General features: G+C 62.0%; 11 protein-coding genes. 4 read left to right on the top strand and 7 right to left on the bottom strand.

Features of this window, described 5'->3' with window-relative positions:
* Positions 1-61: 61 nt before the first annotated feature.
* The 7 genes from V3C33_15445 to V3C33_15415 form a co-directional block, all read right to left on the bottom strand.
* Positions 62-1,102 (bottom strand): DUF2332 domain-containing protein, encoded by a 1,041-nt coding sequence (locus V3C33_15445; GenBank protein XAS66855.1) that lies wholly within the window; start codon positions 1,100-1,102, stop codon positions 62-64.
* 4 nt (positions 1,103-1,106) lie between these two features.
* Entirely contained in the window at positions 1,107-1,601 is a 495-nt protein-coding gene (gene aroQ / locus V3C33_15440) for a type II 3-dehydroquinate dehydratase (GenBank protein XAS66854.1), read from the bottom strand.
* Between the two features lie 82 nt (positions 1,602-1,683).
* Positions 1,684-3,006, bottom strand: a complete 1,323-nt coding sequence (locus tag V3C33_15435; protein XAS66853.1) for a glycoside hydrolase family 125 protein — start codon at positions 3,004-3,006, stop codon at positions 1,684-1,686.
* A gap of 616 nt (positions 3,007-3,622) precedes the next feature.
* Positions 3,623-4,558 (bottom strand): glycosyl hydrolase family 18 protein, encoded by a 936-nt coding sequence (locus tag V3C33_15430; protein XAS66852.1) that lies wholly within the window; start codon positions 4,556-4,558, stop codon positions 3,623-3,625.
* 48 nt (positions 4,559-4,606) lie between these two features.
* A complete protein-coding gene (locus tag V3C33_15425) occupies positions 4,607-5,527 on the bottom strand; it encodes a carbohydrate ABC transporter permease (protein ID XAS66851.1) in 921 nt (306 codons plus the stop codon).
* Complete coding sequence (locus V3C33_15420) at positions 5,524-6,402, bottom strand: sugar ABC transporter permease (protein XAS66850.1); 879 nt, start codon at positions 6,400-6,402, stop codon at positions 5,524-5,526. The genes V3C33_15425 and V3C33_15420 overlap by 4 nt, the downstream gene beginning before the upstream one ends.
* A 49-nt stretch (positions 6,403-6,451) precedes the next feature.
* On the bottom strand, positions 6,452-7,720 hold the full coding sequence (locus V3C33_15415) for a sugar ABC transporter substrate-binding protein (GenBank protein XAS66849.1): 1,269 nt from the start codon (positions 7,718-7,720) through the stop codon (positions 6,452-6,454).
* Between the two features lie 216 nt (positions 7,721-7,936).
* Between V3C33_15415 and V3C33_15410 the strand changes: the two genes are divergently transcribed.
* From V3C33_15410 to V3C33_15395, 4 genes are all read left to right on the top strand, one after another.
* Positions 7,937-8,986, top strand: a complete 1,050-nt coding sequence (locus tag V3C33_15410) for a LacI family DNA-binding transcriptional regulator (protein ID XAS66848.1) — start codon at positions 7,937-7,939, stop codon at positions 8,984-8,986.
* 222 nt (positions 8,987-9,208) lie between these two features.
* Positions 9,209-10,492, top strand: a complete 1,284-nt coding sequence (locus tag V3C33_15405; protein ID XAS66847.1) for a glycosyl hydrolase — start codon at positions 9,209-9,211, stop codon at positions 10,490-10,492.
* 75 nt (positions 10,493-10,567) lie between these two features.
* Positions 10,568-13,606, top strand: coding sequence for a glycoside hydrolase family 38 C-terminal domain-containing protein (locus V3C33_15400; protein XAS66846.1), 3,039 nt, complete (start codon positions 10,568-10,570; stop codon positions 13,604-13,606).
* Between the two features lie 52 nt (positions 13,607-13,658).
* Positions 13,659-13,838, top strand: a complete 180-nt coding sequence (locus V3C33_15395; protein XAS66845.1) for a hypothetical protein — start codon at positions 13,659-13,661, stop codon at positions 13,836-13,838.
* Positions 13,839-13,925 lie beyond the last annotated feature (87 nt).

Here is a 13,925-nt window from a genome sequence, read left to right as displayed (position 1 = left end):
CAAGCTCGACCACCGGGGCGGGGACGGCCACCGGTGTCTCGACAAGCGTGGCCACCGAGGTCTATAGCCACTCCAGGCTCTGGCCGTGCGGGCCGGTGATAGCCACCGGCGCTCCGTTGTGCAGCAGCAGGAACTTGCCCCGGATCCGGTCCTTGTCGATTTCGGGGACCACATTGGAGCCGTCCTCATGGTCGATCACCATGTGGCCCTCGTTGGACAGCCAATGGCAGCCGCGGCTATCGGCAAGACTTTCAATCGTGAGGCGGAAGCGGGCACGGTCCCCCGCGCTGAGGTAGCCCATTACGGCACTGTGGAACACCACCAGTGCCGCATCGGCTGGCGCCTGGGCGGCCAGGGCCAGCAGGTGTTCGTTGAGATCGCCGGCCACCAGCAGCGGCGGATCCTGCTGTGCGACGGCGACCGCCTGGCGCAGCCTGTCCCGCCGAAAGTCCTGCTCAGGCCAGGTGAGGGCATCAAGCCACGCGACGTCGTCGGGGTTGCTGACGTCCAGGGGGTTCAGATCGATGCCTGCCCGCCAGACCACCTGCGGGAGCCTGTCCGGGATCGGGACCGGGCCGGTTGTGGTGCAGCGGAGCACCGGGACGGGATCAACCACCGGGTCCGGGGACAGCCGCGTGACCGTTGTGCCGTCGTCGAACTCGTAGCTGTATTTGTCCGGGAACAGGACCAGTCCGGCGGAGGCGCCCACCTCGATCAGGGCCAGCGGCTTGCCCTCGGCCGCGGCGATAGCCGCGAGCGACGGCAGCAGGGTGGCGCAGCGTCCGGCCTCGTTGGTCTGCGTGGCGCGCGAAAGCACAATCCGGGAAATCTCGGCCCAGTGGGCATCCACGAATCCGCGGAACTCCGAATATGAGCTGATCTGCGCCCCCAGAAAACGCGCGGCGGCAAGCATGAGGTTGGGCTGCCGTTTGTCGTGCGGCCATTCATCGATGCGCGCGATCAGCCCGGGATCGTCGGAGATGCCCAGCGTCCACTCGGCGTAGCAGGCGGACGATCCCGGGGCTTCAAAAAGCCCAAAGTGCCGGTACCACCCCGCTGTACGGCTTGGCTGGTTGCCAGCCGCGGAAGCAGCCCCGGCCATGGGCCTAGAGCGCTTCAGCCAGGTAGTCGATGGCCAGCTTGTAGCCGTGGACGCCCGCGCCCACGATCACGGCGGTGCACACCCCGGACAGGTAGGAATGGTGGCGGAACTCCTCGCGCTGGTGCACGTTGGTGATGTGGACTTCCACAGCGGGCAACTGCACGGCGGCCAGCGCATCCCGGAGAGCCACCGAGGTGTGAGTGAAGGCGCCGGCATTGATGACAATGCCGACCGCGGTGCCCCGGGCTGCGTGTATGGCGTCCAGGAGATCGCCCTCGTGGTTGGACTGGATGCAGTCCACGGTGAAGCCATGGGCTTCGGCGGCCGACATGGCCAGCTGCTCAACGTCCGCCAGCGTGGAGGTGCCGTACTTCTCCGGCTCGCGCGTTCCGAGGAGGTTCAGATTGGGGCCGTTGACAACAAGGATGGTGCCGCGGCCTGCTGCGGCAGCGGGATCAGCATCACGGGATTCGGCGACAGGGGAGGTGACTTCAGTCATGCCTGCAAATCTATCGTGTTGCAGGGCCTGCTGTGCGTTCTTTACGGGCAATCACGAACGCAGGGCAGGCCCCGCAATGGAATTACCGCGGCGGCGCTGGCTCCGTGATGCCGCAGTAGCTGAGCAGCAGCGCGCAGTACATCGAGTTGGCCCAGGAAAACCAAGGACGGGTGAAGCGGGTTGGGTCATCGGGATCAAAGCCCTCGTGCATGAAGCCGGTTCCTCCGTCGGTTTCGCGGAGCATTTCGAGTATCCGCCACTGCTCTTCCCTGCTCTCGGCTGTCAGGCCCTGCACTGCAAGCGCAATGTGCCAGACGTAACCTGGCGGCGTGTGCGGGCTGCCAATTCCGGAAGCCGCCGTGCCTTCGTAGAAGTACGGGTTTTCCGGGCTCAGGATGAATTGGCGCGTCGCTTGGTAGATCGGATCGTCGGCTGTCAGCGTGCTGGCCAAAGGCAGCGAGAGCAGGCTGGGCATGTTGGCGTCGTCCATCAGCAGGGCGTTGCCCAGTCCGTCGACTTCGTAGGCGAAAATCCGCCCGAACGTCTCGTGGTCAACGGTTCCGTGCTGCTCAATGCCGCGAAGAATCTCGTGGGCAAGGCCGAGCGCCCCGGCTGCCAGTTCGGCGTCGTAGTACACAAGCTCTGCGATCTCGGCAATGTGCAGCAGGGCCAGGCGCGCGAAGTGATTCGCCGGGATGTTGTAGCCGTACACGCAGGCGTCGTCGCTGGGCCGGAAACCGCTCCAGGTCATACCAGTGATGGCCACCGGAGAGCCGAGGCCGCCATCGGCCAGTGTCTCGCTCGCCAACGGGGTGTCGCGCTCGAAACGGTAGCGGGAATTTGCTCGGTGGTCCTGCTCGGCGCGCCATTGCGTCACGATCGTGCGAAACGCATCGTGCACAGCCGGCGTGAAGAACCCGGTGCGGCCGCTCTGCCGCCACAGTTGATGGGCCAGTTGGACAGGGAAGGCGAGCGAATCGACTTCGTATTTACGCTCCCAGATCCAGGGGTTCTCGCAGGCGTCGCCTGGATCGTAGGATGCGCCCGTGGGTTCGCCGTTGAAGGCGTTCGCGTACGGATCGAGGTTGATGTACTCGAACTGTTTCCGCACCAGCCCGGCGATCGTCTCGTAGAGGCCGCCGTCAGCGGTCACGAGCGGCAGGAAAGGGCGCATCTGGGCCGAGGAGTCGCGCAGCCACATCGCCGGTATGTCCCCGGTGATGACGAACGTGGAACCGTCCGTGACGCGCTGGACTGTGGTTTCAATCGTGTTGCGCATACAACGGGTGAACATTTCGGCCAGGCGTTCGTCGCCGGTGACCGCGCGGATCCTGACCGCGCAATCATTCAAAAGCGCCCGGATCTCCGCCTCGGTAGTTTCGACAGCCTCGGTATTATGCGTCAATGTGGACTCTTTCGGTGTAGCTGGTGGGCGCGGGCCGGCATGCGGACGCCAGCACCGGTTTATTTTCCAGTATCCGTACATCCGTCACACCGCGAGTTGCAGGGTGTGCCCTCAAGGGCATGCTGCAGGAGCGGTTGGTTCATAGCGGCGGCCGGTGCCGTTGTGGAAATTCGCGATCAGCTCCTTCGGATCGGCTAGTCAGCAGCGCAGAAGCAATGCCCGGGCGAGCGAATCGGGGGCAAAGTCCAGGTTCATGCGGGTCAGGCCATGCCGAACCGCCCTCGCGGCCGAACCAGTGCCCGCTCCCTCATCCCCCAGGAGGAAACCCCAACCGCCCGCACGGGACTCGTCGCCGTCGTGGTTCACGCCCGCCGGCGCCGGCGTAGACCTCGTCCACTACTTCGGCCCCCAACTCGTCGAACAGACGTGCCGGGTTGGACTTCGCCTCAGCCTCGGAGACGTTCTGCACGCTGGCACTTGCAACTGAGACGGCCTGTACGACGGCGCCGCACCATTTGATGCCGCGGGTTTTCGAACTGCCGACGTCGACGCCGATGATGGTTGCTGCTGTTCCGTTCGCCTGGCACGAGTGTTTTGCCTATCGCTTTCAGCATGGTCAGGGTTTCATGGCGCGGCTGACGTGTCGGGCCCATTCCCAGGGCGCGTTTGTTCCGCCCGGCAAGGAGTTGAAGTATTCCCATGAAGCCACGCCGCCAAAGTCCGGATAGATGCGGGTCAAGGACTTGATGGTCGTCTTCAGCGTTGGCATGGGAACGTAGCCGGAGCACCCCTCTGTTGTGGTGTAGGTGCCAGCCACAACTTTGCTGGCAGGCACCACTCCACGGCCGATGATTGCTTCATATCCGGCGGTGGAGGACAGGGAACCCCAGCCACAATAGAACTGCGTGTTGAACCAGTTGATGGAAGTGGCGCGGCCCCTGTACAGCTGGTCGTAGTCGAACCCAGACAGATTGCCGCCGGCAGCCAGGGCGGTAGCAACGGGAGCCAGAGTGATGATGAAGCTCTTGCCGAAGTCCAGTTTGAGATGGTCGATCAGGTTCTCAATGCCGGTGAGGGACATGTTCTCTTCGACGTCCAGGTCGAGGCCGTCAAACCCGTACTTGCCGATCATGGCCTTCAGCGCGGGGTAGTAGGTGTCGAATGTTTCCGGTTCCAGGCGCTGATAGCTGCCCTGGGCGGCCCCGCCGAGCATCCCAAGAACTTTGACGCCATTGCGTTTCATCCCGGCAAGGTCCTGCCACATCGGATCGAACTTGGCATCCGAGGGAGCGTCGTCGTTCAGCTTGATGTCCCCTGGGGTGCCGTTGACGTGGATGGCGGCCACGATCAGGTGCGTCACGCCAGTGCGCCTGTCTGTCAGGGGCTTAGGGGAGACATATTGACCGTTGTTGTATTGCGTCTGGTAGTAGACAACCACGCGGTGATCGTCTTCCACGGCACTCGCCGGCGGGGCCATCATGAGGCCACCGGATATTGCGAGGACTCCGGCAGCGGCCGCCAGCCGCCAACGGGTAGTGGGGTTTGTTTTCACGAGGGACTCCAGTCTTTCGTGTTGTTGGAATTGTGGTCTGCGACGGGGCTAGCCCTTGACTGCGCCTTCTCCCACGCCCTTGAAGAACCACCGTTGCAGGGATGCAAAAACGACGGCGACGGGGATGAACGCGATCATGGCGCCTGCTGCAACGAGCCGCTGGTCGGTGCTGAACGTGCTGGCCAGATACTGCAGACCTATGGTCAGGGTGAAGTTCTGGGGGTCGGTCAGGACGATGAGCGGCCAGAGGAAGTCGTCCCACGCCCCGATGAAGGTGAAGATGATGATCACGGCGAGCGTTCCCTTGACCGATGGCAGGCCGATGAATCGCAAACGTTGCCAGACATTGGCGCCATCCATGACGGCGGCCTGGTCAATTTCCTCCGGGATGGCCCGGAATGCGTTGTACATCAGCAGGACGTTCAGCGCGGCGATCATGCCTGGCAGCGCCACTCCCAGCAGGGTGTCAGCCAGACCCAGATCCTTGATGGTCACGAACTGCGACACGATAGTGACCTCGCCGGGAAGGACCAGAGTAGCGAGGAATGCGCCGATCACGATCTTCCGGAACCGGAACTTCAGCCTTGCCATGGCGAACCCGGCAAGGGTAGCGCCAAAAACATTTCCGGTGATGCTCAACGCCGCCACAGTCAGGGAGTTGCCGATGTACCCCATGACGGGAATGGCGTTGGAAACGGCGGTGTAGTTATCCAGCGTGGGCTGCTCCGGTATGAACGAAGGCGTTGTGGTGTATATGTCTTCGCCGGCGCCCTTCAGCGAGGTGGAGAGTTCCCACAGAAAGGGGCCCACACAGATAAACAGAATGAAGACCAGCAGGACGTAGCGGAGGACTATCTCCTGCCGGGAGGTGCTGTTGAAACTTCTGCGGCGCCGTCTCGGTCTGGGTGCGTCTGCGCGGACGTCCCTTGCGGGTGAAGGAACCGGCCGGGTTTGGCTTTGTAGGCTCACTGGTCATTCGCCTTCCTATTGATCCGGACAAGCACCAGCATGGGGACGATGGTGACGACGAACAGCACGATGCTCAGTGCTGAGGCGTATCCCAGATCGCCGTAGAACCCCCGGGCGTATTGCTGGATGAGCATGACCACGGACATATCCTGGCCGCCAGGGCCGCCTTTTGACCCGGTAAGGATGTAGAGCTCCGAGAAGACCCTGAGCGCAGACACCGAGACGAGGATGCTGACCAGGACAATCGTGTTGCGCAGGCTGGGCAGGGTGACGTTGAAGAAGCGCCGGACCACGCTGGCGCCATCCACTGCCGCAGCCTCATGCAGTTCCTTGGGGACATTGCCCAGGGCCGAGACGTAGATGATCATGTAATATCCCAGCCCCTTCCAGACGGTGAGGCTGATGGCGCTAAAGAGTACGAGCCACCGGTCCGTCAGAAAGGGAAGCGGGCCCTGAATGAAGCCCAGGCTGGAGGCCATGTTGTTGATCAGGCCCCTGTCGTCCAGCAGCCACGTCCACATGAGGCCCACGACGACGGCGGAGGCAATGACCGGTGTGTAAAAGGCGGTGCGGAAAAACGTAATTCCAGGCAGCTTCTTTTGGATCAGGATGGCGATCAGCAATGGGCCAATGGTCAGCAGAGGCAAACAGACCACCATGTAAATCGCACTGTTCAGCAATGCGTAGCCAAGCTGTTCATCCTTGAAAAGATCAACAAAATTGCGGAACCCAACGAAGTCGCCGCCGCCGAGAGGCTTGGTGTTGGTGAACGACAGCCGGATGGTGTTGAGGGTTGGCCAGATACTGAAGACGAACAGCCAGATCAGGGCTGGCAAGACCAAGGCCCAGGGGGTAAACCAACGGTGGGACTTCATCGATTCCTAGCTTTCTGGATGCCTTTCGCGAGCGGTTGGAGGGAAATTCCTAGCCGCGGGAGAGCATCAGGTTGATCTTCTCGGCTGCATCGTCAAGGGCCTGCTTGCTGGAGACATCGCCTTTGATGGCCAGGGCGATCTGCTGGCTGAGGATGTCGGACATTGCGCCGTTGATCTCGTAGGGCTGAAGGTTGCCGGCCGTTTCCAGGCCCTTGAATGCCAGCACCTTGGCATCGCTGGCGGGAGTACCGTCGCTCATTGAAAAGTATGGATCGCTGGCGGATGACTTTGTGCTGGGGAAAATGTTAACGAGGTGCGCGAACTTGCCCTGGTTTTCTGCGTTCGTCACCCATTTGGCCAGAGCGACGGCGGCCGGCCGGTTTTTGCTCTTGCTGCTGACTGCCAGCCCCTGAACGTACAGGGGCGGCAGATCCAGCGACGGAGTGGCAACAACCTTGCCCTCGAGACTGGGGTTGTCCTTTTCGAAGCTGGGGATGCTGTTGCCGCCGCCGGTGGTCCAGGCGACCTTGCCTTCGGTAAAGAGCTTGGAGTTTCCGAGGTAGTCATTATTGAGCACGGTGGGCGGCATATAGCCGTTCTTGTACGCGTCGCGGTATTTATCCAGCAGGGCCGCGGCCCCATCGGTGTTGAAAACCACGCTCTTGCCGTCTTCGGCAAGGATGGCTATTCCTGCCCGTGTGAAGTCGTCGACGCCGGGTTTGCGGCTGAGCAGGTATTCCTGGCCGCCGGACTTGTCGTGCAGAATCCTGGCCTGTTCAAACAACTCATCGGTGGTCTTCGGCGGGTTCTTTCCGTCGAGGCCGTTGGCGTTCAGTTTGCCGGTGTTCCAGTAGTTGACATCCGTGTTCAAGTACCAAGGGAAGCCCCACGTACCGTTCAGCCCTTTGTATTCAAAGGCGGACAGGCCTCCGGCCACATATGTGTCATGGAGAGTGTCGTCCACCGCGGACACATCCAGAAGCATGTCCTGCCTGGCGAGGGGCAGAGCGAAGTCGGGTGGCAGATTCACGACATCGGGCAGGGTGCCGGAACCGGCCTGGGTCAGCACCTTTTCTGAATAGCCGTCGCCAGGCTGGTCTACGAGCTTGACCTTGGTGCCGGGATACTTGGCTTCAAAACCCTTGATGACGTCATTGAGATAGTCGGTGAACTTGGGGGTCAGGGACCAGGTCTGCAGGCTGACTTCGCCGGCGATGGCCTCTGAGCCAGGCTGCTTTGCCTGGCTCGTGCCACCGCATCCCGCCAATGCCATGGATGCAGCCGCCAATGCGGCCAGTCCGGGGGCATACTTACGCATATATACTCCTCATCAGGATGTCTTGCCAAAGGGTGGGAGAGTAATATCGGTTGATTACTAAACCGATATAGTAGTGACAATCAACCATCCGGACTGGGTGGCTGTCAAGAGGTTTACATGAAGTTGGTCACATCTCCTGGTTTGGGCGATTTCAGGCGCGCAGTCCTCTGTTTCGCTTCTGGAGGGTGGCACGCAAGCAGCAAAAGGAGCGCAAAAATGGCTAAATCCAGGCTGAGGATCGAAGACATTGCGGCGCGAGCCGGAGTCTCCCGCGGCGCTGTTTCCTTTGCGCTCAACGGGCGCCCCGGGGTCAGTGATGCAACTCGTGCCCGCATCCTCAAAGTCGCTTCCGACATGAACTGGTCGCCGCACAGCGCCGCGCGTGCCCTAAGCGGTTCCCGCTCAGATGTGACCGGTTTAGTAATTGCGCGTCCGGCTAAGACATTGAGTGTCGAGCCCTTCTTTTCAATGCTTATCTCGGGCATTCAGGCAGGCCTGTCGACGGCCGGAGTCGCACTGCAGATGCAGATCGTCGAGGATTCGGAAGCTGAGATTGCAACGTATCGCCGGTGGTGGAATGAGCACCGGGTCGACGGCGTAATCCTCATTGACCTGCAGGAAAATGATCTCCGGATCCCTGTCCTGGAGGAACTGTCCATGCCGGCAGTGGTGGTCGGGGGGCCCGGTGAACACGGGCTTCTGTCCAGTGTCTGGGTGGACGATCGTGCGGCAATGCTGTCAGTGGTTGATTATCTGGCAGCCATCGGTCACCGGAGGATCGGGCATATCTGCGGCCTCCCAACCTTCCAGCATACCCAGCGCCGGATCCGGGCGCTGGCGGATTCCGCGGCACGATTGAGTCTTGCCGGCGTTGAATCCTTGCCGACTGACTTCAGCGACGCAGCGGGCGCGGCGGCGACCCGGCAGTTGCTTTCCCGGCCTGAGCGGCCGTCTGCCATCATCTACGACAACGACGTGATGGCTCTGGCTGGCCTTGGCATCGCGATGGAAATGAACATCAGCGTTCCACGGGAACTTTCGATCGTTTCCTTCGACGATTCCGTCCTGACCAAGCTGACCAATCCATCCATTACGGCGCTGACCCGTGACACCTTCGAATTTGGACACGAGGTGTCCAAAGCGCTGCTGAGGGCCATTGCCGATCCGGAAACCGTCGAAAGCCTTCAGCTGCCGACGCCTGTCCTGGCGGTCCGCTCCAGTACGGCACCGCCCCTGTGGGCCCGGGCCAGGTCCACCGAGGCCTGAAATACCCTCTTCGCGTGCGATGTCGGCGAGACATTGCTAATTTTACTAAACCGGATTAGTAAAACTCTAGGCAACGGCAGAAGTCGTCTGTATTGTCTTAGCTAGGCGGGCGGACCATCCACTGGAGCGCATTAGCTTGGGGTTGATACGCGGACCAAAGTCCCCCGATGCATGGATGGCCTGGCCCCATGACGAGTCGGTTTAGTAAGCGAAGCAGGGTATATGAGTCATCAACAGACAAGGTTCGGGGTAAATTACACGCCATCCTGTGGGTGGTTCCACCATTGGCTGGATTTCGATCTGGACCTCGTGAAACGGGATCTCGACGCGATCGCTGGGATGGGAATGGACCACATCCGGGTGTTTGCGCTGTGGCCCCATTTTCAACCGAACAGAACTCTGATCCGCGGCCGCTCGCTGCAGGATCTGGTTAGTCTTGTGGACGTCGCGGCGGACCGCGGGCTGGATGTTTCCGTGGACGGCCTTCAGGGGCACCTGTCCAGCTTCGACTTCCTGCCGGCCTGGACCCAGACGTGGCATCAGCAAAACCTCATGACGGATGCCCGGATCATCGAAGGACAGGCAGCCTACCTGACTGCGATGGCGTCCTCGCTGTCCGACCGTCCCAACTTCCTGGGGATGAGCTTGGGCAATGAGTTCAGCCAGTTCAGCTCTGCCCAGCATCCAGAACAGAGCGGTGTCACGCCGGAGCAGGCCGACCTTTGGCTGGAGACGATGCTCGCGGCGTGTGCTGCCGGGGCACCGAATGCCTGGCACCACCATTCCGAGTACGACGCCGCCTTCTTCGACGGGAGTCACGGATTCAGGCCCGGCATGGCAGAGCGCCACGGATCCATGCCAACTGTCCACTCCTGGATCTTCAACAACACTGCCCAGCTGTATGGGGGCATGAGCGAACAGAGTTTCCGCCTTGCTGAGTACCTGATCGAGGTCGCCCGGGGTTGGTCCACCGATCCGTACCTGCCTATATGGCTTCAGGAGGTCGGGGCGCCGAGCCCGCACGTGCACTCCTCAGACGCCGCCGAGTTCTCCAGACGAACCCTCGAATACGCTCTGGATTGTCAGAACCTGTGGGGTGTCACCTGGTGGTCCTCGCATGACGTCGACCGTTCCCTGGCGGATTTCCCGGAACTTGAGTACACCCTCGGCCTGCTCACCTCGGGCCAGACTCTCAAGCCCCAGGGCGTGGCCGTGTCCGAGTTCGCCCAGGGGTACAAGGTGCGCCCCGGCATGCCGGCACAGCCGCGATCAACGGCTCTTGTGCTGGATGTCGGAGACGAAAAGCAAGCACCGGGACGTTCGCAATGCGCCCCCGGCGGGCGGTTCTTTGACGCCTGGATGTCCTTGGCCATGACGGGCGCGCGGCCAACAGTGGTTCTCGCCTCAAAAGCGCGGGACAGCGAGCACCTTGGCGCACGGGGCATCAGCGAGGTCCTGTCTATCGGCGCAGTCGGAGCACCACTGCCTGCAGGGATGCTCAGCTAGCGCTGGATCCCCGGTTTCATCACTTCACGCGCAATCCCAATGACACGTACGCACCGACTGATCGGAGTCTGACCCATGCACGATGACCGTAAACTTATTGAAGACCGCTTGGCGCGCGTCCTGTCCGAAAGACTGCAGGACGTAATCCACACTCCCGCCGTTCAGCTCGACATTGAGGTCTGGCACGTGGAAGGAGGGGCCGGTGAACCGGTGTCGCCACAGACTGCGTTCGCCCAGAGCTACGAATCTGCCAACGTCGGCGAGCTTTGGGGACCGGCCTGGGGCACCAGCTGGTTCCACCTCACCGCTGACCTGCCGGAACGGCCGGCCGGGATGGATCTCGAAGTCGTTTTCAACATCGGTTTCGGCGAAGAAAGCCCCGGATTCCACGCGGAAGGGCTCGTCTACTTGCCCGACGGCAACGTCGTCAAGGGCCTCAATCCACGGAACCAGTGGATCCCGGTGGACGACAACACAGCCCCCGACGGAAAATTCGAGGTCTACGTTGAGGCGGCAGCCAACCCCATGGTCCTCGGCCCCGACGGTTTCCGTCCCACCACACTTGGCGAGAAGGCCTCGGCCGGGAACACACCGCTGTACCGGCTGTCCCGCGCGGACATCAGCATCTTCGACACGGAACTGTGGGAGCTGTGCCAGGACCTCCAGACGCTGGGGGAACTCAGCACAGAACTCGCCGTGGGTGACCCGAGGAAATTCGAGATCCTGCGGGCAGTGGAGTCGTCGCTGGACGCCATCGACTTGCAGGACATCCATTCCACTGTCCTGGCCGCCCGCGGGCAGCTCAAAGAGGTGTTGGGGAGCCCTGCGGTTGCCAGCTCCCATCGGCTGACGGCTATCGGCCACGCACACATCGACTCGGCCTGGCTCTGGCCGTTGCGCGAGACCGTGCGCAAGGTTGCCCGGACCGCGGCAAATGTGGTCAACCTGATGGACAGCCACCCTGATTTCAAGTTCGCCATGTCCCAGGCACAGCAGCTGGCCTGGCTCAAAGAGCAGCGCCCCGACGTCTACGCCCGGGTAAAGGAACACGCGGCGTCGGGCCAGTTCATCCCGGTGGGCGGAATGTGGGTGGAGTCGGATACCAACATGCCCGGCAGCGAAGCCCTTGCACGCCAGTTCGTCCACGGTAAACGATTTTTCCTGGAGGAATTCGGCGTTGAAACGCAGGAAGTCTGGCTGCCGGACTCATTCGGCTACTCTGCTGCGTTGCCTCAGCTGGTCAAGCTCTCGGCATCGAAATGGTTCCTGACACAGAAAATCTCCTGGAACACGGTCAACAAGTTTCCCCACCACACGTTTAACTGGGAAGGCATTGACGGCACCCAGGTCTTCACGCACTTCCCTCCAATCGACACGTACAACTCCGATCTGTCCGGCCGGGAACTGACACACGCGGCCCGCAACTTCCAGGAGAAAGGGTCGGCCACCAGATCGCTGGCCCCGTTTGGCTGGGGCGACGGCGGTGGGGGACCCACCCGCGAAATGCTGGCACGCACTGAGCGCAACAAGAACCTCGAGGGATCCCCCCGCGTGGTCATGGAAAGCCCCGCCGAGTTCTTCCAAGGCGCCCAGGACGAATACAAGAATCCACCAGTGTGGTCCGGCGAACTCTACCTCGAGTACCACCGCGCCACGTACACGTCCCAGGCCAAGAACAAGCAGGGCAACCGCCGCAGCGAGCACCTCCTTTACGAGGCCGAGCTTTGGGCAGCAACGGCCAGCATCCGGACGGGTCTTGAGTACCCCTACGAGGCCCTGGACCGGATCTGGAAGAAGGTCCTGCTGCTGCAGTTCCATGACATCCTGCCGGGCACTTCCATCGCCTGGGTGCACCGCGAGTCAGTGGAGACCTACGAAGCTGTCGCCACGGAACTGAACTCCATCATCGGCTCAGCCCAGCAGGCACTCGCCGGTGATCCGTACTCAGCTTCCACTATGGTCTTTAACTCGGCGCCGCATTCCCGTTCGGGCGTTTCCTCCTTCGCGGCGGCCCCCGTCCAAGCAGCGGATCCGGTCACGACGGCGGCAGCGGCAGCCGACGGCTGGGAGCTGGAGAACGGAAAGCTCCGTGTCCGCATCAACAAACAGGGCCTGTTCACGAGCGTCTATGACCTGACGAAGAAACGTGAAGTCCTGGCCTTCGGCCAGTGCGGCAATCTGTTGCAGATGCACCCGGACTTCCCTAACCTGTGGGATGCCTGGGACGTCGAGTCCTTCTACCGGAACACCGTTGTGGACATCACCGGCGTCGACTCGATCGAACTGCACGGCCCGGACGCCATCCGCATCCGCAGGTCGTTTGGCTCGTCCAAGGCGGAACAGATCGTCCGGCTGGCGGACGGCGCATCCCAGATCGACACGGAGCTCACCGTGGATTGGCATGAAACCGAGAAGTTCCTCAAGCTGGCCTTCCCGCTGGACATCCACGCCGACCGTTCGGCGTCGGAAATCCAGTATGGCCACGTATACAGGCCCACTCACAGCAACACGTCGTGGGATGCCGCCAAGTTCGAAATCTGTGCCCACCGCTGGGTCCACGTAGGGGAACCGGGATATGGCGTAGCTGTGGCGAATGACTCGACTTACGGCCACGACATAACCCGCAGCTCAGGGGAGAACGGCGGCACCACCACCACGGTGCGCCTGTCCGTCCTGCGCGCACCGCGCTTCCCGGACCCCACCACGGATCAGGGAATGCACACAGTGCGGTACGCGCTCGTTCCGGGAGCGCAGGTGCTCGACGCCGTCCGGTCCGGCTACCAGCTGAATCTTCCGGAGCGGATCGTCCCCGGAAGCAAGGAAGTGCAGCCGCTCGTCACCATCGACAATGACGCAGTGGTGGTCACCGCGCTCAAGCTCGCCGATGACGGCTCGGGAGATGTGGTTGTCCGGTTCTACGAATCGGCCGGCGCCAAGGCGAAAGCGGCGATTACGCCCGGCTTCAGCTACTCCGCAGTGAATGAGACCGACCTCCTGGAGCGGGCCATCGACCACAACGCCATGGTGGCAGGCAGCGACACCGGGCACAAAATCAGCATAAAGCTGCGTCCGTTCCAGATCGCCACGGTGAGGTTCGCGCACACGGGAGCCTAGCCGCGCCCTGGCTGAGAAAGGAGCGGCTGCCGGGGAGCTCCCTCTCGGGCGCATGGGGCTCGGCGGCGAGTGGGCGCCCCCGGCGGTCGTCGCCAGCCAGCTTGAAATGACCCTGCGCAAGCACGACTGGCCGGAACCGGGCGTGCCGGCCAACCATCCGGTGCCGGCAACTGTGTTGGCCTGGCTCATGAATCATCCGGCAGCGATCAACCTGGTGAACAGGGTTCCCTAAGCGGGGCTCCGGAGTCAGGGTCCTGGGAAGCGTTGCGGGGCCTGCTGTGCGTTTCTTTACGGACTAGGAGGGACGCAGGGCAGGCCC

The organism is Micrococcaceae bacterium Sec5.7, from assembly GCA_039636785.1.
In the GTDB taxonomy this organism is placed as follows: domain Bacteria; phylum Actinomycetota; class Actinomycetes; order Actinomycetales; family Micrococcaceae; genus Arthrobacter.
This window is presented reverse-complemented; position numbering and strand designations above follow the sequence as displayed.